The following is a 21,772-nucleotide window of genomic DNA, read 5'->3' as shown; positions in this document are numbered from 1 at the left end:
TCGACGATTGTGGCCCATGCGGCCGCTTTCCTACAGGTTAAGGCGAGGAACCCCCAACATGCTGTTCAAAAACAAAGTACTGATCCTGGTGCTGGCTCCCGTGGTGCTGTTGTCCACGGTGTTGGCACTGACAACAAGCGCCACCCTGCTGTCGAGCGCCGAGCAGGAAGTCACGGTGACCCGCGAACGTCTGCTCGAAGAAAGCCGCGAACGCTTGAAGGACTACGCCACGCTTGCGCAAACCTCTGTGGCGGAACTTTATGCGCGGGCTGAGACCGGGGACCGGGCGACGCGCGCGCTGGCGATAGCGCGACTGTCCAAAATGAAGTACGGCGACGACGGCTATTTTATCGGTTACGACAGTCAGGTCGTGCGTCTGTTTCGTGGCGACAGTAGCGAAGGCGTCGGCACCAACATGCGTGACCGCAAAGACAAAAACGGGATTTACCTGAACCGGGAAATGGTTGCCGCCGCCAAGAGCGGTAGCCACTTCGTCAATTATTCGGGGGCCCTGATCAATACGGATAAAGTCGTTCCGAAACTGGCTTACAGCTTTTACCTGCCCGCCTGGGACCTGGTGGTGGTCACCGCGATCAATCTCGACAGCATCGAAAACCAGGTTACCCAGGTACGCGGAGAAATCCATCAGCGCGTGCGCAACCTTGTCTATGGGATAACCGTCATCGCCTTGATTGCGCTGAGCGTCATCGGCGTGCTGGCATTGATATTGGTGAAAAACAGCCTGCGCCCCTTATCGAGGATTCGCGAACACCTGGATGAAATCGCAGCCGGCGAAGGCGACCTGACACGGCGCTTACCCACCAGTCGCGATGAGTTCGGGCAGGTGGCAATGTCGTTCAATGCCTTCGCCGACAAGATTCACGGGCTAGTGAGCCAGATCGTCAGCATGGCCCGGGAGCTGAATGACTCGGTCACCCAAGTGGCCGAACAGAGCAAGTGCATCGATCACGCGATGGAGCAGCAACGCTTGGAAACCGACCAGGTAGCCGCTGCGATCAATCAAATGTCATCCGCCGCGCAAGAGGTGGCTGTCAGTGCCCAAAGCGCTTCGGATGCCGCAGCCGAGACCGATTTACAGGCGCAGCATGCCAGGCAGGTCGTCAACGAGAGCATCGTCCGGCTGGGTAGCTTGACCGAGGACCTGTCCGCAGGCGGCGTGTCGTTGAAAAGCCTGCAAGGCGATGTAGAAGGCATTGTCAAGGTGTTGGATGTCATTCGCTCGATCGCCGAGCAGACCAACCTGCTGGCACTCAATGCGGCTATCGAGGCGGCGCGAGCCGGGGATGCTGGGCGTGGATTTGCAGTGGTTGCCGATGAAGTGCGCGCGCTGGCCAGCCGGACACAACTCAGCACCCAAGAAATTCAAGCGATGATCGAGCGGCTTGACCAGGCCACGACAGAGGCCGTCACTGCGATGAGCCACTCTGGCGCGGCGGGTAATGGCGCCAGCCTGCACGCTGAACAGGCGGGCCAGTCGTTAGGCAAAGCGGTCGAACTGATCGTCACGATCAATGCGATGAACGCCCACATTGCCAGTGCCGCGCAAGAGCAGACGTCCGTGGCCGAAGAAATCAACCGCAGCGTCCACCAAATAGCCCGTGCGGTTGAAAGCGTCGCCGACCAGACGCAAAACGGCGTGCACACGGTCGATGAGCTATACGCCATCGGTCATCGCCTCGAAGGCCTGTTGAAGCAATTCAAGATTTAAAAGGCTGCTGAATGTTCCCCTACAACTGAAACTTGCTCACTTCAAGCTGCAGGCTGGTAGCGAGCCTTTTCAGTCCACCGCTTGTTTTGAGCAGATCTTGGATGGACATATTATTTTGCTCAGCCATTTGCGCTGAACGCTCTACGTTTCGGGGAGATACGTCTTCTGATAACGCGACCGAACTCAACGTCTCAACATCCTTGATCAACGCAACTCTGCAAGCCAAGACCGCACATCTGGACAATGTAACCCTGACCACCCGCCATTACGATCACATGAAAAGTTGATTCCACTTCCAACACGCAGTTGAAGCGGCAGCGCCCGGTGAGCCGTCAAATTGAGATCATTTTTTGGGAAGTACCACGCGCTGTGACTTTCGGGCTCACCGGGATCAATCTCCGGCAGATCATCACGACGCCCCCACTCCCCCAGATCGAACGCCTGATAAAGCTGGAAGCAGGGCTGCATGAGCGTCCTTTTCGGCAAAGAAGTGAATCAGGGGCCGTCCACGCGGCCCCCCAAACCCATTCAGCGATAAACCGGATAACGCCGGCACAGTGCGACAACCTGTTCGCGCACGTGGTGGCCGACCTTGTCACTGTCGCCATATTCCAGGGCGTCGAGTACGTCGCACAACCACCCTGCCACTTGCTCGCAGGCCTCGACACCGAAGCCCCGCGTCGTCACCGCCGGGCTGCCGATGCGCAAGCCGGAGGTCACGAAGGGTGAGCGTGGGTCATTCGGCACCGAGTTTTTATTCGCGGTGATGTAGGCGCTGCTCAATGCCGCATCGGCGTCCTTGCCGGTGTAGGGCTTGTCGGACAGGTCGATCAGCATCATGTGGTTGTCGGTTCCGCCCGAGACGATCTTGTAGCCGCGCTTTTGCAGCACCGCCGCCATGGCGCGGGCGTTGATCACCACTTGGGTCTGGTAGACGCGGAACTCGGGCGTCAGCGCTTCCTTGAACGCCACGGCCTTGGCTGCAATCTGGTGCATAAGCGGGCCGCCCTGCACGCCGGGAAACACTGCCGAATCGAGTTTCTTGTAGAAGGCTTCGTCCTGGCCCTTCGACAGAATCAAACCGCCCCGTGGGCCGCGCAGGGTTTTGTGCGTGGTGCTGGTGACCACATGCGCATGGGGCAGCGGGTCCGGGTATTCGCCGGCGGCGACCAGCCCGGCGACGTGGGCCATGTCGACCCAGAATATGGCGCCGACCTTGTCGGCGATGGTGCGCATGCGTGCCCAGTCCTTGTAGCGCGAGTACGCCGAGAAGCCGCCGATCAACATTTTCGGGCGCGTCTGCAGGGCAATTCGTTCCATCTCGTCGTAGTCGAGAAAACCGGTTTTCGGGTCCAGCCCGTAGGGCACGATCTTGTAATGCCGGCCCGAAAAGTTCGCCGGGTTACCGTGGGTCAGGTGGCCGCCCTGGGCCAGGTTCATGCCCATCACGGTGTCACCGGGGTTGATCAACGCGAGGAACACCGCCGCGTTGGCCTGCGCACCCGCGTGAGGCTGCACGTTGGCGTAGTCGCAGTTGAACAGGGTCTTGACCCGCTCAATCGCCAGCCGCTCGGCCACATCAACGTATTCACAACCACTGTAGTAGCGCTTGCCGGGATAGCCCTCGGCGTACTTGTTGGTGAGTACCGTGCTCTGGGTCTGCATGACCAGCGGACTGGCGTAGTTCTCCGACGCGATCAGCTCAATGTGGTCTTCCTGGCGATGCGCTTCGTTATGAATCGCCTCACGCAGTTCAGGGTCGAAAGCATCCAGGGTGAGCGTTGAGTCGTACATGGTGGGGGCGTCCTTGGTTAACAAATTCAAACAGCGGGCGACAGCAGGCGAATGACACGTGCGGCGATCTCGTCGATCTGTGTGTCATCGCAGATCAGTGCGGGCAACAGGCGCACGGTGGTGCCACGGGTGACGGTGATCAGCAGGCGTTGTTCTTCACGGGCGCGGTCGACCAGCTCGCCGCACGGGCGGTTGAGTTCGACGCCGACCATCAAGCCGATACCACGAATGGCCACCACCTCGGGATGGTTGCCCAGCGCCAGCTTGAGCGCGGCCAGCAGGCGTCGGCCGCTGGCCGCGGCGCGTTGTGGCAGGTGCTCACGCTGCATGATGTCCAGCACCGTGCACCCCACGCGGCAGGCCAGCGGGTTACCGCCAAACGTGGACGCATGGTGACCGGGGGAAAACAGCTCGGCGGCCTTGCCCCGCGCCAGGCATGCGCCTATCGGGTAGCCGTTGCCAAGTGCCTTGGCCAGGGTGATGACATCCGGCTCGATGCCCGCGTGTTGAAAGCCAAACCAGGCGCCGGTGCGGCCCATGCCGGTTTGCACTTCATCAATCATCATCAGCCAGTCGTGTTCATCGCACAGGGCGCGCAACCCTTGCAGGTAGCCCGCGAACGCCGCATGCACCCCACCCTCGCCCTGCACCGGTTCGACCAGCACTGCAACGATGTTGGGTGACCGCGCCGCGACCGCCCGAATCGCCTCGATGTCGTTGTACGGCACGCGCACAAAGCCGGGCATCAACGGTTCGAAACCGACGTGCACCGCCGGGTTGCCGGTGGCCGCCAGCGTGGCGAGGGTGCGCCCGTGGAAGCTGTTGTCCATCACCAGCACCTGCGGCTGGGCCACGCCTCGGGCATGGGCGTGCAACCGCGCCAGTTTCAGCGCGGCTTCATTGGCCTCGGCGCCGGAGTTGCAGAAAAACGCGCGCTCCATGCCGGACAACAGGCACAACCGCTCGCCCAGTTGCTCCTGCCACGGGATGCGAAACATGTTGGTGGTGTGCAGCAACTGCATGGACTGCTCGGCGATGGCGGCGGCAATTTCCGGGTTGGCGTGCCCCAGGCTCGTCACGGCCACGCCGGCGATGGCATCCAGGTATTCAACGCCGTCGGTGTCCCACAGGCGGGCGCCCAGGCCTCGGCTGAACGAAACCGGCTGACGGGATGAGGTGTGCATCAGGTAAGCGGGTGCAGCGGACATTGCAGGCCTCCTATAAAGATCAATCAACGTTAAGGGGCGAGCGCCGGCAACTCGTCGTCGTTGCGCGGTCTGGCGTCGGCCGTGGGCCAGTAATAGGCATCGGGCATGGCGCGGGCACCGAAGATGGCTTGGCCGACGCGTACCACGGTTGCACCCTCTTCAATGGCAATTTCAAAGTCGCCCGACATGCCCATCGATAACTCCTGCAGCGACACGCCCTCGGGCACCTGCGCGAGCAAGCGGTCGCGCAATTCACGCAAGCGCACGAAGCAGGGGCGAACCCGCACCACGTCGGCGCAAAACAGCGCCAGGGTCATCAGCCCGCGAACCCGCAACGCTGGGAATGCCGGCAGCGCCGCGATGAACGCCGCCACATCCTCGGGAGCCAGGCCGTACTTGCTGGCTTCGCCCGAGGTGTTGACCTGCACGAACACATCCATCTGCCGACCTTCGAGCTGCAGGCGATGGTTCAGCACTTCGGCCACGCGCAGGCTGTCGAGCGCCTGGAATTCGCTGGCAAAACGCGCAACCTGCTTGGCCTTGTTGGTTTGCAGGTGGCCGATGACTGACCATTGCAGGTCGTGCAGGTCGCTCATGGCTTGCGCCTTGCGCTGGGCCTCCTGCACCTTGTTTTCGCCGAGCAGGCGGCAACCGGCGGCATAGGCCAGGCGCAGATGGGCTTCGTCGAAGGTCTTGCTGACCGGCAGCAACCGCACGGTGGCCGGGTCACGCCCGACACGGTGGCAAGCATCGATGATGCGTTGCTGCACAGCGGCAAGGTTGCGACGAAAGTCCTCGACGCTGACCGCCTGCGGATAGCGACCATGGTCGGCGTGGAGCGTGGTGAGGTGTTCGGCTTGCCCAGTCATCAGTGGGTCGCTCCCTTGGTGGTCACCGCAGTGGTTTTTTCACGACGTGGCAGTTGTCCATTGAGTACCGCATACGCCGCGAGGCCGATGAGCAAGCCCCAGAACGCGCCGCCAATGCCAAGCAAGGTGATGTTGGCGGCGCACGCCAGAAAGGTGATCAGCGAGGCTTCACGGGATTTGACGTCCGCCATTGCATTGGCCAGGCTGCCGCCGATGGTGCCGAGCAGCGCCAGCCCGGCCAGGGTGGTAATGAACGTCGCCGGAAAGGCCATGAACACCGCCGCCAGGGTTACGCCAAAAATCCCCACCAGGATGTAGAACACCCCTGCCGCTACCCCGGCGATCCAGCGTTTGGAAGGGTCTTCGGACGCTTCCTTGCCGGTGCAGATCGCCGCCGTGATTGCCGCGATATTGAACGCATGGGAGCCGAACGGCGCCATCAGCAGCGAACCCAGCCCGGTCACGCTGAGAATCGGGTTGGCGCTGGTCTTGAAGCCGTCATTGCGCAGCACCAGCATGCCCGGCATGTACTGCCCTGTGAGGGTGATCAGAAACAGCGGCAACGCCACGCTCAGCAACGCATTGAGCGAGAACTCGGGCCGCGTGAATACCGGTGTGGCGAACTCCAGCGCCAGTCCGGAAAAGTCCACTCGCCCCTGCATCAGCAAAAAGCCCAGCCCCAGCACCAGAATGCCGACCACCGCGTAGCGTGCGCTCAAGCGTTTGAACACGATGTAGGCGCCGATCAGCAGCCCTACCAACAGCGGGTCGACCGTCATGCTCGCGAATGCACCGATGCCGAACTGCAAGAGAATGCCGCCCAGCAGGCCCGCCGCAACGCCAGGCGGGATCAGGCGCACAGCCCTTTCAAAATAGCCGGATACACCCAGCAGCACGAACGCCGCCGCTGAAATCAAATACGCACCAATCGCCTCGGCGTAGGGCGTGGTCGCCAGGGCAACGATCAAGAACGCCGCCGCCGGGGTCGACCAGGCGGTGATGATCGGCTCGCGGCTCACCCAACTGAGGAACAACCCGGTCACACCGACGCCAATCGACACCGACCAGACCCACGACGCCGTCAGCTCAGGGCTGAGGCCGGCAACCTTGGCGGCCTGGAACACCAGAATGAAGGTGCCGCCGTAATTGACGATCACCGAAATCAGCCCGGCAACCACCGGGTGCAGCACATCCCGCAGACGCAGGTACGACTGGGATTGAGTAGAGGGCATAAGTCTTGGCTCCTTGCTGGACAATGGATCAGGCCGTGGCCAGGCGGTCATTTATAGCCGTTGAATGGTGGGGTTTGCCCCTACGCTTGCGCGCGGCAGACCAGACCACTTTTTCGCGCAGGGGCGGTTACCCATGTGCGCGTGCGAAGTCAGCCATAAAGTCAGTCAGCGCCTCGACTGCGGTTAACGAGACGGCGTTGTAGAGGCTGGCGCGCAGGCCGCCGACACTGGCGTGGCCTTTCAAGCCGTTCAGGCCGGCGTCTTCGGCGCGGCGCAGGAAGGTCTTCTCCAGCGTCGAATCCGCCAGCACGAACGGCACGTTGTTGATCGAGCGGTACGCCGGCTGCACCCGATTGCGGTAGAAACCGCCGCTCTCGTCAATGACGCGATAGAGCCGGCGTGCCTTGGTCTGGTTACGCTCATGCAAGGCCGGCAGACCGCCGTTGTGCTTGATCCACTTGAGCGTCAGGCCGGTGAGGTACCAGGGAAACGTCGCCGGGGTATTGAGCATCGACTGCGCATCGCTGATGTGGGCGTAGTTGAGAATGTCCGGAGTGAAGGCATGGGAGCGTTCCAGTAATGCGGGGTCGACGATGACCACCGTCAACCCGGCCACCCCCATGTTTTTCTGGGCGGCGGCATATACCAGGTCATGCCGGGCGACGTCCATCGGCTTGGACAAAAGGCTTGAACAGGCATCACACACCAGCGGCGCGGCGCTGTTGGGCGGGGCGATGAATTGCACGCCGTGGACCGTCTCATTCTCGGTGTAATGCAGGTAGGCGGCGTCAGGATTGAGGTGCCAGCTCGCTGCGTCAGGCACGCGGTCGAAGCCGGTTGCGCGGGCACTGGCCGCGATTCGCACATCGCAATAACGCCGCGCCGCTTCAATCGCCTTACCCGACCAGAGGCCGGTGTGCAGGTAGTCCGCCGTGCCTTTGCCGCCCAACAGGTTCATCGGCACCTGGGCGAACTGCAGCGAGGCGCCGCCTTGCAAAAACAGCACTTTGTACGCGTCCGGCACGCCGAGAATGTTGCGCAGGTCCTGCTCCGCCTGGCGGGCCACGTCCATGAACACGCGGGAGCGATGGCTGATCTCCATCACCGACATACCGGTGCCGGCAAAATCAAAAAATTCTTCGTGTGCCTGGGTGAGCACTTCCAGCGGCACCGCCGTGGGGCCGGCGCTGAAGTTGTGGGATCTGGCCATCGTCGCGTAACTCCTGTTCAAGAACACTCGCATCGTGCGGGCTCGCCACGCGCCGGGGCCGGGCTGGCGAGGGCTGGATTCTACGGATAGACTGGCCTGCCATTACAGGCCAATTCCAAAGGACGGAGCAGACCGCATGGCAAAAACCTTCGAGCTCGAAACCCTGAAAATGCGCCTCAACGACGTGGAGTTTCAACTGCTGGACTTGCACCAGCGCATCCAGCGGGCGTTGCGCGCACTGATCCTCGACGGCGCCCTCGGCCCCGGCCTGAAACTGCCTGCCACACGGGTGTTGGCAAAGTCGCTGGGGTGCGCCCGCGACACCGTCGAGAACGCCTACGTGCAGTTGCATCGGGACGGGTTTATCGTGCGCCGCGAGGGTGCCGGCAGTTACGTCTGCGACACGGTCGGCGTCGAATTGCGCGGCGCCACACGCCGGCGCATCAAGGCCCAGGAAGTGCGCAGCAACGCCGCCGCACCCGGCGCCGAGCTGAGCCAGCGCGGGCGGATGATCTTCGAAACGGGCGGCGTCAGCGACCAGCAAGTCATCAAGGCCTTCGCCACCGGTTTGCCGGAAACCCGCAGTTTCCCCACGGATGTCTGGGAACGCCTGCAACGCCAGGTGATGAAGGACTATCGCGCCAACGTGCTCTTGCACGGCGACCCTCAAGGCGCCGAGCCGCTGCGCAAGGCGATTGCCACCTACCTGAACCTAGAGCGCGGGGCCAAGTGTTCGCCCGATCAGGTGCTGGTGCTGAGCAGCACGCGCCAGGCCTTGTACCTCTGCGCGCAGTTGCTGGTGGATGCCGGCAAGCCGATCTTGCTCGAAAACCCTGGCTATTACGGCGCACGCAAAGCCTTCGAGATCGCTGAAGCCAAGGTGCTGCCCATCGATGTCGATGAACGCGGCATCCGCACCGACCTGCTGTACGCCGACCGCAGCGGCGCCAACTGCGTGTACGTCACACCGTCGCACCAATACCCCACCGGCGTGACGCTGCCGCTGGAACGGCGCCTTGAGTTGATCAACTGGGCGGCAGAAAAAGGCAAGTGGCTGATCGAGGACGACTACGACAGCGAGTTCCATTACGACGGACAACCCACCGCCTGCGTGCAGGGCCTGGACAAGTATCAGCGCACGCTCTACATCGGCACGTTCAGCAAGACGCTCTACCCCGGCTTGCGCATGGGCTACATGGTGCTGCCCCACGAACTGGTCAAGCCCTTTGCCTACGCGCGCAGCATGATGGACGGGCATACGCCGCAAGTGCTGCAACTGACCCTGGCGCGGTTTATGGAAGACGGTCATTACAACGCCCACGTGCGGGCCATGCGCAAGCTGTATGCCGGGCGACGCTCGATCATGCATGACGCCATTGGCAAGTACCTGGGCGAGGTCGTCACCGCCCAGTTGCCACCGGGCGGCTTGCAGATTCCGTGTCTGTTGAAGGCGGGCTGGAGCGAAGAAAAAACCATCCGCCAGGCGGCCACCGCCGGCGTGCAATTGTCCGGACTCAGCAAGCTGTACGCAGGCGAACCGCAGCAATACGGCTGGCTGCTGGGCTACTCGTCGTTGACCGCGTATGAAATCGAAGCCGCCATGCTGCGCCTGGCCAATGCGCTGAAAATCTAGAGGCAGCCGCTCAGTAAGGCAGCTTGAAACGCTTGGTCAGTTCGCCGATGCCTTCGCGAATCGAGCGCTCGGTGCGACTGTCGAGGGCGCCGCTGCGCACGCCGCCGAGCATGGCGAGGATCATGTCGCCGATCTCGCGAAATTCATCCACGCCCATGCCCCGCGACGTGCAGGCCGCGCTGCCGATGCGAATGCCGGAGGTGACACTGGGTTTGACCTCGTCGCCCGGCACGATATTTTTGTTCACGGTAATCCCGATCGCTTCCAGCGCCTGTTCGGCGACATTGCCGACCAGGCCCCACGGCCGCAGGTCAATCACGCCAAGGTGACAGTCGGTGCCGCCCGAGACCACCGACAACCCGCCTTCGGCCAAGCGCCCGCACAAGGCCTGGGCGTTCGCAATCACCGCATGCGCGTAGGTGCTGAACGCCGGTTGCAAGGCTTCGCCGAGCGCCACGGCCTTGGCCGCCAGTGTGTGCATCAGCGGCGCGCCTTGCAGGCCGGGAAACACCGCCGCATTGATTTTCTGCGCAATGCCCGGCTCGTTGCACAAGATCATCCCGCCGCGCGGCCCGCGCAGTGTGGTGTGGGTGCTGATGGTGGTGACGTGGGCGAACGGCACCGGCGACGGGTACGCACCGCCCGCTACCAGTCCGGCGACGTGGGCAATGTCGGCCATCAGGAAGGCCCCCACTTCGTCGGCAATTGCGCGAAAGCGCGCGAAGTCCAGCGCCCGTGAATAGGCCGAAGCGCCGACGATGATCAATCGCGGGCGTTCCTGGCGGGCCATCTGCTCGACCTGGTCCATGTCGACCCGATGGGTCAGCGGATCCACGCCATAACTGAGGGCCTGAAACCAGCGCCCGGACATATTGAACGCCGCGCCGTGGGACAGGTGCCCGCCGGACTTGAGGTCCAGGCCGAGGATCTTGTCGCCCGGTGCCAGCAGCGCCAGAAACACCGCCTGATTGGCCTGGCTGCCCGAGTGGGGTTGCAGGTTGGCGTAGGCACAGTTGAACAACCGCCGGGCGCGCTCGTTGGCCAGCTCTTCTACCGCGTCGACGTTGCAGCAGCCGGCGTAATAACGGCGCCCCGGATACCCTTCGGCATGCTTGTTGGTGAGCACCGAGCCCTGGGCTTCAAGCACTGCACGGCTGACAAAATTCTCGGCAGCAATCAGCTCGATTGACTGCATCTGGCGTTGGCGCTCGGCGTCGATGGCACGCCACACATCCCCGTCCGCCTGGGCCAGTGCGACGCCACTGAGCACCGGCAGCGCGTGCCCGTCTCGATAAGCGAAATGCGGCATGGTCACTCCCTGTGAAAACGTCGATTGGCAAACGGCGTCTACCCTAGCGGCCCACGGCCCGCGTCGGTATACCAGTTTGCGCCAGCGTTGCAGACCACTGCGCGGCGCGGCGCCACGGCGCTAGGCCAGTAGCGCTGCAAAGTGGTCTGGTGAACCTCTGAACATTGGACTATCCCGCAAGACCAACACCTCACTAAGCTCTGCGCCGGTTTTGTCACCCCCATTCCCCAGGTTCTGCCATGACGTCTTTTCGTATCGGACTGCTGCCGCAGGTCGCAGCCGCGCACTTTGTCAGTCATCTGCACATCATGGTGCTGGCGGCGTTGTTTCCCCTCCTCCCGGCTTTTTTCGACGTCGATTACGTGCAGTTGGGCCTGGCCCTGAGCCTGTTCAACATCGTCACCGCGCTGGTGCAGGCGCCGATGGGATTTGCCGTGGACCGCTTCGGCGCACGCCGCCTGCTGTTAGCCGCGCTGGCAGTGGGCAGTGGCAGTTTCCTGTTGATTGCACTCGTGCCCAGCTACCTTTGCTTGCTGATCGGCATGGCGCTGGCCGGCGTCGCCAACGCGGTTTACCACCCGGCCGACTATGCCCTGCTGTCCCGCCATATTGACCCTGCCCACATTGGCAAAGCGTTCTCCGTGCACACCTTCGCCGGCTTCCTCGGCGCCGCTGTGGCCCCGGTGTTTTTGTTGAGCATCGCCGTGGCGAGCACGCCGGCCATGGCGTTTGCCGCCGCCGCAGGCGTAGGGTTTGTCGCGCTGGCGGTGTTGTCGATACCTGGCGCGGCACGGGCCCAAGTCAATTATGTGTCGCCAGCGGCCGACCCGGCGCCCCTCGACACGCGTCGGCGCTCGTTGCTTTCGCCCTTGGTGCTGAGCCTGACGTTGTTGTTCGTGCTGCTGAACCTGAGCACCGGCGCAATTGAAAAATTCTCGGTCGCGGCCCTTATGCAAGGCCAGGGCGTGGCCTTGACCTGGGCCAACTCGGCACTCACGGCGTTCCTGTTTGCCAGCGCCTTTGGCGTGCTGGCAGGCGGTGCACTGGCCGACCGCACCCGCCGCCATGGCGTGGTGGCCGCCAGCGCGTTTGCCCTGGCCAGCGGGTTGATACTGTTGGTCGCCACGGCGCACTTGAGCGTGCTGGCACTGCTGCTGGTACTCGGTGTAGCCGGTTTCCTGACCGGGGTGATCGCGCCGTCCCGCGACATGCTGGTGCGCGCAGCGTCGCCGAAAGGCGCCGAAGGCAAGACCTTCGGCATTGTCTCCACCGGCTTCAATATCGGCGGCACCCTCGGCCCGGTCGGGTTCGCCTGGCTACTCGACCAAGGCCACCCCAACTCGATTTTCTGGGCCAGTGCTGCCTTTATGGGCCTGACGGTCGCGCTGACCCTGATGCAGGAACGGCACTTGGCCAAAGCCCGGAAAATGCCCGCATCACACCCGCAATTCAGCTGACCTGGAGCAATATCCCCGGCGTTTTTTTGCCGCAGACTTGAAGGGCAACGTCCCGCATTTATTACGCAGCAACCCCCTTGTGGGCCCCGTCATGTTTGCACAGGACTGCGCGGTTAACCCGAACACCAATATTTTTTTCCTTGGAGTTAAAACATGGACCGTTTGAATTGTGGTACCGATGACGTGGTAAAAAACATGCTCGCCAAGTTGTCCGGGCTCTGGAAAACTCACGCTGCCGTGAACAATCCGCAACCGGATTACTGGGGCCTGGCCTTTGACCCGAAGAAGCAGGATTTCAGCCTGTCGCTGCTGCCGTTCCGTCATCACCAGGCCTGGCTCGAGGCGCCCCAGGACCTGCAATCCAAGTGCCTGTCCTACGCGTGGGGCATCTACAACCTCAAGACGATCTACATCGAATGCGACGTGGTGGTGCCCGCCTGCGAGGACATCATCAAGACCCCGCCACACAGCCACAATCGCGCCCTGCTGCAGGACGTGATGTCCCAGGCACTGCTGGACGAAGCCCTGCACACGCGTATGTCGATCATGGCCTGCAACTACATCTACGATATGCGCAAACTGACCCCGCTGGATTTCAGCGCGTTCAACCTAGTGACCTGGCGCGAAGCCCTGCTGGCCAACTGCACGGCCGAATGGGAGCGCCGCCTGACCCGTTTTGGTGTGGCGTGCGCGAGTGAAACGCTGATCACCGATTACCTCAAGACCATGGCCGAAGACACCAGCATCCAGGCGGTGTGCCACGAGGTCACACGCACCCACGCCATCGATGAATGGAGCCATTCCAGCGTGTTCAGTTTTGTCGCCTCCGACATCGTTCATGGCCTGAGTCGCACCGAGCGAGAGTACCTGCGCTCAATCATCCTGCGCACCGTGCAGATGTTCGCCAACAACGAAATGGGCGCATGGGCCAAGGTGTTCTCGATACTGCAGATGGCGCATGCCAGCGAGATCCTGCATGACGTGGGCGACAACAACGAAATCAGCGTATACACCGACTCGCTCCAGGCCCTGATCGACCGTATCGGCCTGACCGGCAAAGGCCTGAGCAGCGCCGAACACGCCATCGAAACTTTGAGCGAGAAGGCCCGCGCATGAACGCCATGACCCCACTGCAGGCCCGTTGCGAACGCGTGACCATTGAAACCGCTGCGATCAACGTCTTCAGCCTGCGCGCCGTGGGCGCCCACGCCGAGTTCCTCGACCGCCTGGAACCCGGCAAGCACGTGGCGCTGCGCTTTCCGGACGCTGCGGGCACGCCGCAGCAACGGCTGTATTCGATCACTCGCAGGCAAGGCCCCGACGGGTTCGAGATTGCGGTCAAGCGCGAAGGCCATGGCGGGGTCTCGGACCAGTTGCACGCTACCTTGCAGGAGGGTTCGCAGGTCGCGGTGGAGTTTGTGGCCGGGGACATCAGCCTGGCGTCGATCATCGGCTGCAAGCACGTCGGCATGCTCGCTGGCGGCATCGGCATCACCTTGCCAATCGCCTTGCTGCGCGGCCTGCTGGAACGCGCACGACGCGGCCTGGCGGTGCCCGAGGTAAGCCTGCTGTTGTGTGTGCCGACGGTGGCCGACATTCCCTTCCTGCATGAGTTGCTGGACCTGGAACTGAACACCCGCTGGTTTTCGCTGCAGGTCTTCATTACCCGCGAAGCTGCACGCAGCAACGGCCATTTCAGGGCCGGCCGCCCCACCGCCGCCGACCTGAACCTGCTGGGTAACCCGGACACGTTGGTGATCTGCGGCAGTCAACGTTTTGCCCAAGGCTTGCGCGACCAAACGCTGGCGCTGTTTCCGGACAGCCAATTGCTGATCGAATCCTTCTCCCCGCCTGTCAGGGCCGCGCAGGCGCAACCTGCGACCAGCGATGCGCTGCGCCTGCACATCAGCCACACCGACGAGTTGCTGGAACTGCCCGCCGGCAAGAGCCTGCTGGAGATGCTCGAATCCAGCGGCATTGCAGTGCGCAGCCTGTGCCGCGCCGGGATCTGCGGCCACTGTCGGATCAAATTGTCCGAGGGCGAATACACCCTCGAGCCCGACTTTTGCCTGACCGATAAGGACAAGGGAGAAGGCTTTGCGTTGGCCTGCTGCACCTTCCCGCAATCGGGGACGATCAAGGTCGACCTCAACCCCACTGCATAAACCGTCACGCCCTTATTTCAACCGCTGAGTGTTTCCATGAAAACTGCTATTGCACTGCGCCACATTCATTTTGAAGACGTGGGCACCTTGGATGTGGTGCTGGCCGATGAAGGCTACACCCTGATTTACCTCGACCCCACCGTGGACACCATCTATAGGGAGCAGGTGCTGCAGGCCGACTTGCTGATTGTGCTCGGCGGCCCGATTGGCGCGTATGACGAGGACCTGTACCCGTTTCTGCACGACGAACTGGAGCTGGTGCGCCAGCGCGTGGCGTCCGGCAAACCGTTGTTGGGCATCTGCCTGGGCGCACAGCTGATCGCCCGCGCCATGCACGCCAAGGTCTACCCGTTGGGCGTCAAGGAGATCGGTTTTTCCGCGTTGACCTTGACTCCGGCCGGCCAGGACTCACCGCTCGCCGCGCTGATGGACACGCCCGTGTTGCACTGGCACGGCGACCAGTTCGATGTGCCCGACGGTGCCGTATTGCTGGCCAGCACACCAGTGGGCGCCCACCAGGCGTTTGCCGTGGGCCGCACGATTCTGGGCCTGCAGTTTCATCTCGAAGCCAACACCACCCACATCGAACAGTGGCTGGTTGGCCACGCCAGCGAACTCGCCCACGCCGGCATCGACCTCGTCGCACTGCGCGCCACGGCCGCTGGCCTGGGCGATCGCCTGACCCGCGCTGCTGGCAACGTGATGCGCGCCTGGCTAAACAACCTGGGCCCCCGTTAACCCACTGACGGCGGGCAACCGCCGCGGTTTAAAACCACCTGAAAAAACCGTCAAGGATGAGGAGTCAATCATGATCGTCGTGTTATTCGAATTGCAGGCACTACCGGGCCAGGGCGAGACCTATGTGGACCTGGTCAATAAGCTGACCCCGTTGCTGGAACCCATGGACGGGTTTATCTCCGTCGAGTGTTTTCAGAGCACGCTGAACCCCAAGAAGGTGATGTCGGTGACCACCTGGCGCGATGAGGAAGCCGTGGTGCAGTGGCGCAACGTCACCGCGCACCTGTCTGCACAACGCGCCGGGCGCGACAAGATCTTCGACGATTACCGCGTTCGCGTGACTTCGGTCATTCGTGATTACGGCCTGCGGGATCGTGAGCAAGCGCCGTATAACGTCGTTGTTGATGGAGCACACGCCACGGCGTAACGCCATGCTGATCGTTCCCACGCGGTGCTTGGGAACGATCATGGGTTGGGCGCTGGAGGGCTGTCGCCGAGAGAGCGCTGCCGTAAGCATCACAACAAATGTTTGCGCCGCTGCTTCCTGTATGACAGGCATTGGAGCACTAAACCGCGGAGCCCCTGCCACCTTCAACCCATCTGCTCGAACCGCCGCCGCTTTAGGAACAACCCCACCCCCAGTGCAACGGCAAAGATCGACAGCAACCCCAGGTCAAATCCAAGCAAGCGGATGTGGCTCGCCGCAACGCAGCCGACCGCCCCCATCGCCACCAGCAGTACCCCTAACCACTTGCGAAGCGGGTACGACTTAAGAAACCGATCGAGCAGAAAGAACAGCACCAGAGCAGCGACCAGTTGGGTAATGTCAGACATGGGTTTCTCCCGTCAGGTCTTGATGATCAGTGTCGAGGCGGTACGTTGCGGGCCGATACCGCCGTTCACCTGCGCCTCGATGCTCACCAGTATGTCGCCTGCATGATAGGTGGGCAGGGTTTCATTCACGTACATGCGCACACCGGCGCCGGCGGGGGCCCCCACGTAGGGGGAGACAACGTAAGAGGTGACGCCCGCGAAGGCCGAGGCCGCCAAGTTGGCGATTCTGGTGCGCTGGGCGTTGAGCACATCGCCCTGCTGCCGAGTCAGCGGCTTGGAGATGCCGATCATCATCAGGCACGGCAGGTTCTTGGCCAGCATCTTGTCGTACACCTCGACGACCTTGCGGTTGACCTCGTAGTGCGCGCTCTTCGCCTCACCAAAATGCAGCTCGCGCAGCCGCCCGCGTTCGCTGTCGGTGAGGGTGATCTGCGAGACGTTGAACACGATCCCGTGATTGCCCATGTATTGGAAAGTCCCTTCGAACTTCATCGCACGCATCCTTTCGAGCCAAAGGCGGGGATTGTCTAGAAGGAGGGCGCTGGATTCAAATCATTTCACCTGGCTGGCAAGGTGCACAGCGCGGCGTAAGGTGCTGACGGTCATAATAATTGTCGAATTCACTGCTTTCGACGAAAACGAAGCCATGGCGGGTGTAAAACGGTTCGAGGCACTTTCTTTGAGGGGCCAATCATTTCGTAAAGTATCCTCCATGCTTGGCGGGAGCCCGATATAACTATCGGGCACTCGCTGTAATTTCATTTAACAATGATGCCTTCACAGAATCCTCGAAAACTTTGCTTCGACTTCCCTCTAAATTTGGCAACCTGCATTGAAAATATAGGGGTTCGCGTCTTGCTTCACCCCGCTAGAAATAAAATGCAATAACCCCCGCATTCTCGCGCTGCCAATCCACGACTTATCTTTCGCCCTCCTATCAATGGATGCAGGCCGCTAGGCTTCCCCTATCAGGACGATAATCGATGCGCTTGATTCACTGGCACGACCGCGAGCGTTTAGGAATAACCTTCAAACAAATCGAGTCGCCTTTTTTTGCGGCCTCCGACGTGAGAAGCGCATTTGAGGGACGGTCATTCTCAACCATCAGCGGGCTTGATGTCCGCACGTTCGGTAGAGCCTGGGGCCAGCAAGAGATCCTGGACGCGGTTGAAAGTGGTCATCTGTTATTGGTGACTAACGCGCCCTTCAGCCCACTGAGCAACGACACCTCCGGTAAGTACTCATTCATCACCGACAAAGGCTGGGCAGGTCGCTTCCATAAGCGCCGATCAACCGAACCGGCGCCTCTACCGGTCAGCAAGCCAATGCGTACTAGCCCTCAGCCCCAAGAGCCGGGCTTTTACGTCGTACCGGAGAGCACAACGGCCGACGCGTTGAAAAAGACCCTTTTCCAGTCACCCAGCCCCGCAGTGCTGGATAAATTCCAATCGCTGAACCCCAATCTCAGCGAAGTCAAAGCCGGCTCGATGATCGTGCTCAGCGACCCGAACAACTTCCAATGCACCCGCGAAGAAAGCAGGCTGATGGAAGCAGCAGCGCACACCAATGAATCCCTGGCCCCACTTAGCGCGGACGAGGCGAACTTCATGATGCGCCACCGCGAGGAAATCCAAAGTTTCCTGGCCCTCGGGTCAACTGCCATTGGCGTAGGCGAAGCCATGTTTGCCCGAAATCTGGACGACCTCAAAAACGTCCTACAGGAAATCGAGGCGCTGCATCAGCGGGCGTTCCTCAAGGATGGGCATTTACGATCACCTGAGTTTTTCAGTGAACGCAAACGCCTGCTCGCCCAGCTCGATACCCACCTGACATCCTTTGTGCGTAAAGGCACAGGCCTGCCTGATCATCCGAACCTGAAATTTGCATTAGGCATTTCAAGTCGAAGCCTCGTGCATCGCTGGACGCAGGCAGGGACACCTGGGCAGATCCCAGGGTATGCCACCCACATTAAAGGGATATCCAGAGCAGCTAAAGCCATCAAGTATGGCGGCTGGATCGGCATGGCTGTAGGCGCGTCCGCTCTGAAGGTTCAGAATGTCTGTTCGGCTGGTAATAAGGGGGCATGCGAGAAGGGCAAATACACTGAAACAGGCAGTTATATCGGCACGGTTGCCGGAGGCGCCGCAGCGGGAGCGTTTTTAACAGGCTCCGTGGTCAGCGCCTTATGCGTTGCGCTAGGCGTGCCGACTGTGGGGGCCGCGACCTTGGCATGCGGCATTGTGGTGGTGGGAGCCGGATCTTTTGCTGGGGGAACTGTTGTGGGCACCGCAAGTGAGAAATTTGGCGAAGTCATTTATGAGAAGACCAAATGACCGGTACCGAAACCCTTTTTGGATACCTGTCTGGCGGCGTTGTGCTGGGTATTATTGCTTGGATAGGGTTCGCACTGCATATGGCTTATACCCAGATGGATTTAATGCTGAATCACTTGACTAAATGCCCTGCGGTTCTGGCTAGAGCCCCGCTCAAAGATGGCGGCCCCTGGGGCAAACTGCTGCTCGTGGGTGGGCTTTCTGGGATCGTCACCTTTCCAAACGGTCTTCTCAAAAGAGGTCAGTTAAACGCGGAAGATTTGAGAACCTTCCCAGCACCACTTAAGCGAAAGCTGGCAATCCTGCAGTGGAGTGTCATAGGGCTTTTGAGCTTTGCTCTTCTGCTGTGGACCGTTGGCAAAGTAGTGGGTTGGCACGGCTAAAGTCCGGGTTGTGTAGTGATCTAATTTCCCCGGACACCCCGATAGGTGGAAAATGCACCTATTGAGGAGTTCTCCATGACCGGCAAACGCAAAGTATTCGACGACAGCTTCAAGCTGGAAGTTGTAAAGATGATCAAGGACAAAGGCCTGAGTGTTTCACAGGTTTGTCGTGATCTTGATATTGGTGATACGGCCGTTCGACGCCGGGTACAACAGTATGAGGCCGAGAAGTTGGGGCAAGCCGGGATCGGCAAGCCACTGACCTCTGAGCAACAGCGTATTCGCCAGTTGGAGCAAGAAAACCGTCAGCTCAAGATGGATAACGATGTATTAAAAAAAGCCACCGCCTTCTTTGCCCGCGAGCTGAAGTAACGTACCGCTTGGTTCGGCAGCTGCAACAGAAGGCTTATTCGGTGGCGTATGTGTGCCGTTTGTTGGGGGTTAGTCGATCCGCCTTCTACGAGGCCAACAAGCGCGCTGAGGCTCCTGCATCGATCTGCCCCGTTGCTCTGCAACTCAAGGCGTCGTTTGCTGAAAGTGGCGGCGTTATGGCAGTCGCCCATTGCGTAAAGCGTTAAGCGCAAAGGGTATGGAAGTAGGCATTTACAAGATTCGCCGCATGATGCGCGTCAACGGCCTGCGTTCGGCCTGGAAGCGTAAATTTGTGCACACCACCGACAGCAAACATGACCTGCCGATTGCTGAAAATGTATTGAACCGCCAATTTGAACCCGAGGCGGCGAACAAGGCCTGGGTAGCAGACATTACCTACATCCGAACCCGTAGTGGCTGGTTGTATCTGGCTGGAACTAATTGGGGGTCAGACCCCATTTACCCCGCCCTAACCGCCAACAACTCAGGGAAAAGGCCAGTCAATAGAAACAGAGATATTTCTGCCTTGAGATTGTCGATGTCGTGGGAAATAGGGGTCAGACCACCATTCTCAAGACCACCATTCTCATTTTTTTAAAGAGCAATGTTGCTGACCTTTGTAAAAACGTGGTCTGACCCCGATTTCCGCCGGCCAGAAGTATCTTTTCAGCGTCATCCACTATCGCATCAAAAAAGCTAGTCAACTCCATCACGCGGGTCCTATTGCTGCCACCGGCAAGACCATCAACCACAAATAATATACATCTGGAATGTTAACCGCTGACAGTTACAGCATCCAAGCCCATAGGCATAATGACTTCCGCACGATCTACCGATCTAATCCTTTCAAGTTACAAACATCAATGAAGTCTGACATAGAGATTTCCTGATCACCATCTTCGCCTGCGATCAAAACATCTTGTACAACCACCATTCCTCTTGAAAAGTCCAAAACCACATCAAAGCTATTAAATTCAAACTCTCGTTTATAGACGTTCTCAGAACCACGCTTCTCGTCGATGGCGCCCTGTAGGACCCCTCTAACATGAGCATCTAACTCCTGCTGCACAAATCGTTCTATAACATTCATATTCATCACCAGCCCTCAACAGGAACTAATCGGGAGCTAATCAGGATCAGACCCCATTTACCTCTTTCAAACTGATCGCTATCTGCTGGCCGATAAGTAGGCCCAAATCCACCCTTGGGCGCATCCACTCTAGCTTTTGCACCTTGTGTCATTTACCATTAAGCGCTGCCAGCAGTTTCCTCTCTAGCGCCTGAGCATATTCGACATATTCGACAGCGCGAGGCTCCGCAGCAATAAGCTCTTTATCTCGCCGCAGAATATTCAACATTTTTTGCGTCAGCAGTAAATTCTTCGCCCAGACTGCCTCCGATAATTTTGAGGTTCCTTTTAGCAACTCGGCGTCATCCAGAAATCCTACCAGCACTTCCTTATCCAACTCGCGAACCACGACAGGCAATAATTCCGACGTATACATATCTTGCCTGACCGATCTGCAAAGGTCGCCGATCTCAAGCTCGTTTATCGGAGTGTCCAGAATCGACCTGTGCCATGACTCCAGCGCAGACTCATCAGAATCAGGCTCAACTTCCCACTTAAACCCATTACTCTCATCTATTTGACGAAATGTCTTTTTCATATACCCGCACCATTTAGAGAGTCAGAAATACGTTTTAAAGTATCCAAAGCTGCCTGTCGGGCCGCTTGCGCCTCTGGGTTACTTACATTCTTAAGCGTTTCTGCATGGTTGGTAAGCCCTCTTATCCGCTCCTGCATTTCGTTCAAATGATCATAGTAACCACTGCCATTCTTCCGAGGAACGAAGAAATAGGGGTCAGACCACCATTCTCAAGACGACTCCTCAGGGTCAGACCCCATTTACCGGTGTTCAACTACTTGTGCTCACTTTTTGAGCAGGAGAACACAGGTTGATCAGCATGGAAATGTTGGGAAAAATAAGGAGGATGTACTTCCGCGACAAGCTCTATATATGTGACGACAGCAAGAGTGAGAGCTACTACCGTAGCGATGCCCGAAACGGCCTCAGCTCAGCCTGAAGGATTTAACAAGCCTTTTGCTATTAGTCCGAAAAATAAACCAGTCGCGAACGAGCACGCTATCAGGATAGGTAAGATAAAACGGCGATTCGAAAGTGCGGCCATGCTTCACCAAAGCACTAGGAATCAGATCTATTGTGGATCATCAAGTGATAGTTTGGGAGGCCTCATAGTTTTTTGCTGGGCGGATGTGAAGCGCCACTCTTTTCCTAAACGCCTTCGACGGGCTCCTTTTGGCCGATCTCTGCCTGTCGCGAGAGCCGTAATCGACCTAGAGCGGATGCCCAGACATTCGTAAGCGCTCCATAAACCCCACATTCAAAGCGCTGATCTGATCCCGGATGCTGTGCTCCCGATTCCCTCAGGAGCCAGCTCGCCATGATGCGACCCGATGCCAAAGTCGAAAAAGTGTATCTGTACC

General features: G+C 59.8%; 19 protein-coding genes and 3 pseudogenes. 11 read left to right on the top strand and 11 right to left on the bottom strand.

Features of this window, described 5'->3' with window-relative positions:
• Window positions 1–16: 16 nt before the first annotated feature.
• Window positions 17–871 (top strand): annotated as a pseudogene (locus AACY30_RS27645) (cache domain-containing protein); the annotation flags it as partial.
• Complete coding sequence (locus tag AACY30_RS27640; RefSeq protein ID WP_445261456.1) at window positions 851–1,729, top strand: methyl-accepting chemotaxis protein; 879 nt, start codon at window positions 851–853, stop codon at window positions 1,727–1,729. The pseudogene AACY30_RS27645 and the gene AACY30_RS27640, both read left to right, overlap by 21 nt.
• Before the next feature lie 528 nt (window positions 1,730–2,257).
• Here the strand turns inward: AACY30_RS27640 and glyA are convergent.
• From glyA to serC, 5 genes are all read right to left on the bottom strand, one after another.
• Entirely contained in the window at window positions 2,258–3,523 is a 1,266-nt protein-coding gene (glyA, locus tag AACY30_RS26065; protein WP_305394087.1) for a serine hydroxymethyltransferase, read from the bottom strand.
• A 26-nt stretch (window positions 3,524–3,549) separates the two neighbouring features.
• Complete coding sequence (locus tag AACY30_RS26060) at window positions 3,550–4,731, bottom strand: aspartate aminotransferase family protein (RefSeq protein ID WP_339471345.1); 1,182 nt, start codon at window positions 4,729–4,731, stop codon at window positions 3,550–3,552.
• Window positions 4,732–4,760: 29 nt separating this feature from the next.
• Entirely contained in the window at window positions 4,761–5,600 is an 840-nt protein-coding gene (locus AACY30_RS26055) for a YggS family pyridoxal phosphate-dependent enzyme (RefSeq protein WP_065874177.1), read from the bottom strand.
• Window positions 5,600–6,832, bottom strand: coding sequence for a benzoate/H(+) symporter BenE family transporter (locus AACY30_RS26050; RefSeq protein ID WP_339541346.1), 1,233 nt, complete (start codon window positions 6,830–6,832; stop codon window positions 5,600–5,602). The genes AACY30_RS26055 and AACY30_RS26050 overlap by 1 nt, the downstream gene beginning before the upstream one ends.
• 127 nt (window positions 6,833–6,959) lie before the next feature.
• Entirely contained in the window at window positions 6,960–8,042 is a 1,083-nt protein-coding gene (gene serC / locus AACY30_RS26045) for a 3-phosphoserine/phosphohydroxythreonine transaminase (protein WP_339541345.1), read from the bottom strand.
• 136 nt (window positions 8,043–8,178) lie between these two features.
• Here serC and pdxR point away from each other — a divergent pair, with 136 nt between their 5' ends.
• Window positions 8,179–9,675, top strand: coding sequence for a MocR-like pyridoxine biosynthesis transcription factor PdxR (pdxR, locus tag AACY30_RS26040; RefSeq protein ID WP_339471348.1), 1,497 nt, complete (start codon window positions 8,179–8,181; stop codon window positions 9,673–9,675).
• Between the two features lie 10 nt (window positions 9,676–9,685).
• Here pdxR and AACY30_RS26035 read toward each other — a convergent pair whose 3' ends face one another.
• Complete coding sequence (locus tag AACY30_RS26035; protein WP_339427438.1) at window positions 9,686–10,984, bottom strand: serine hydroxymethyltransferase; 1,299 nt, start codon at window positions 10,982–10,984, stop codon at window positions 9,686–9,688.
• 239 nt (window positions 10,985–11,223) lie between these two features.
• On the opposite strand from AACY30_RS26035, the gene AACY30_RS26030 reads away from it, so the two are divergent.
• The 5 genes from AACY30_RS26030 to AACY30_RS26010 all read left to right on the top strand — a co-directional run bounded on the left by AACY30_RS26030 (window position 11,224) and on the right by AACY30_RS26010 (window position 15,771).
• Window positions 11,224–12,441: an MFS transporter gene (locus AACY30_RS26030; protein ID WP_339541344.1), complete on the top strand. Its 1,218-nt coding sequence runs from the start codon at window positions 11,224–11,226 to the stop codon at window positions 12,439–12,441.
• Window positions 12,442–12,594: 153 nt separating this feature from the next.
• Window positions 12,595–13,557: an AurF N-oxygenase family protein gene (locus tag AACY30_RS26025; protein WP_339541343.1), complete on the top strand. Its 963-nt coding sequence runs from the start codon at window positions 12,595–12,597 to the stop codon at window positions 13,555–13,557.
• The gene (locus AACY30_RS26020) at window positions 13,554–14,606 is read left to right on the top strand and encodes a 2Fe-2S iron-sulfur cluster-binding protein (protein ID WP_339541342.1); all 1,053 of its coding nucleotides are present in this window, start codon (window positions 13,554–13,556) and stop codon (window positions 14,604–14,606) included. Before AACY30_RS26025 ends, AACY30_RS26020 begins: the two co-directional genes overlap by 4 nt.
• Before the next feature lie 36 nt (window positions 14,607–14,642).
• On the top strand, window positions 14,643–15,344 hold the full coding sequence (locus AACY30_RS26015) for a glutamine amidotransferase (RefSeq protein WP_339416431.1): 702 nt from the start codon (window positions 14,643–14,645) through the stop codon (window positions 15,342–15,344).
• Window positions 15,345–15,414: 70 nt separating this feature from the next.
• Window positions 15,415–15,771, top strand: coding sequence for an antibiotic biosynthesis monooxygenase family protein (locus AACY30_RS26010; RefSeq protein WP_065880860.1), 357 nt, complete (start codon window positions 15,415–15,417; stop codon window positions 15,769–15,771).
• A 164-nt stretch (window positions 15,772–15,935) separates the two neighbouring features.
• Here AACY30_RS26010 and AACY30_RS26005 read toward each other — a convergent pair whose 3' ends face one another.
• From AACY30_RS26005 to AACY30_RS25995, 3 genes and pseudogenes are all read right to left on the bottom strand, one after another.
• Complete coding sequence (locus AACY30_RS26005) at window positions 15,936–16,178, bottom strand: hypothetical protein (RefSeq protein WP_065874196.1); 243 nt, start codon at window positions 16,176–16,178, stop codon at window positions 15,936–15,938.
• A gap of 12 nt (window positions 16,179–16,190) precedes the next feature.
• Window positions 16,191–16,670, bottom strand: coding sequence for a hypothetical protein (locus AACY30_RS26000; protein ID WP_339541341.1), 480 nt, complete (start codon window positions 16,668–16,670; stop codon window positions 16,191–16,193).
• A gap of 55 nt (window positions 16,671–16,725) precedes the next feature.
• Window positions 16,726–16,862 (bottom strand): annotated as a pseudogene (locus AACY30_RS25995) (GNAT family N-acetyltransferase); the annotation flags it as partial.
• Window positions 16,863–17,161: 299 nt separating this feature from the next.
• On the opposite strand from AACY30_RS25995, the gene AACY30_RS25990 reads away from it, so the two are divergent.
• The 3 genes and pseudogenes from AACY30_RS25990 to AACY30_RS25980 all read left to right on the top strand — a co-directional run.
• A complete protein-coding gene (locus tag AACY30_RS25990; protein WP_339541340.1) occupies window positions 17,162–18,511 on the top strand; it encodes a hypothetical protein in 1,350 nt (449 codons plus the stop codon).
• Entirely contained in the window at window positions 18,508–18,894 is a 387-nt protein-coding gene (locus AACY30_RS25985; RefSeq protein WP_339541339.1) for a hypothetical protein, read from the top strand. Before AACY30_RS25990 ends, AACY30_RS25985 begins: the two co-directional genes overlap by 4 nt.
• 75 nt (window positions 18,895–18,969) lie before the next feature.
• Window positions 18,970–19,699 (top strand): annotated as a pseudogene (locus tag AACY30_RS25980) (IS3 family transposase); the annotation flags it as partial.
• 396 nt (window positions 19,700–20,095) lie between these two features.
• Here the strand turns inward: AACY30_RS25980 and AACY30_RS25975 are convergent.
• Together AACY30_RS25975 and AACY30_RS25970 are read right to left on the bottom strand one after the other, a co-directional pair.
• On the bottom strand, window positions 20,096–20,362 hold the full coding sequence (locus AACY30_RS25975; protein ID WP_339541338.1) for a hypothetical protein: 267 nt from the start codon (window positions 20,360–20,362) through the stop codon (window positions 20,096–20,098).
• A 142-nt stretch (window positions 20,363–20,504) separates the two neighbouring features.
• Entirely contained in the window at window positions 20,505–20,933 is a 429-nt protein-coding gene (locus tag AACY30_RS25970; protein ID WP_258709673.1) for a contact-dependent growth inhibition system immunity protein, read from the bottom strand.
• Window positions 20,934–21,772 lie beyond the last annotated feature (839 nt).

Source organism: Pseudomonas sp. RA_5y_Pfl1_P24 (genome assembly GCF_963970945.1).
In the GTDB taxonomy this organism is placed as follows: domain Bacteria; phylum Pseudomonadota; class Gammaproteobacteria; order Pseudomonadales; family Pseudomonadaceae; genus Aquipseudomonas; species Aquipseudomonas tritici.
This window is presented reverse-complemented; position numbering and strand designations above follow the sequence as displayed.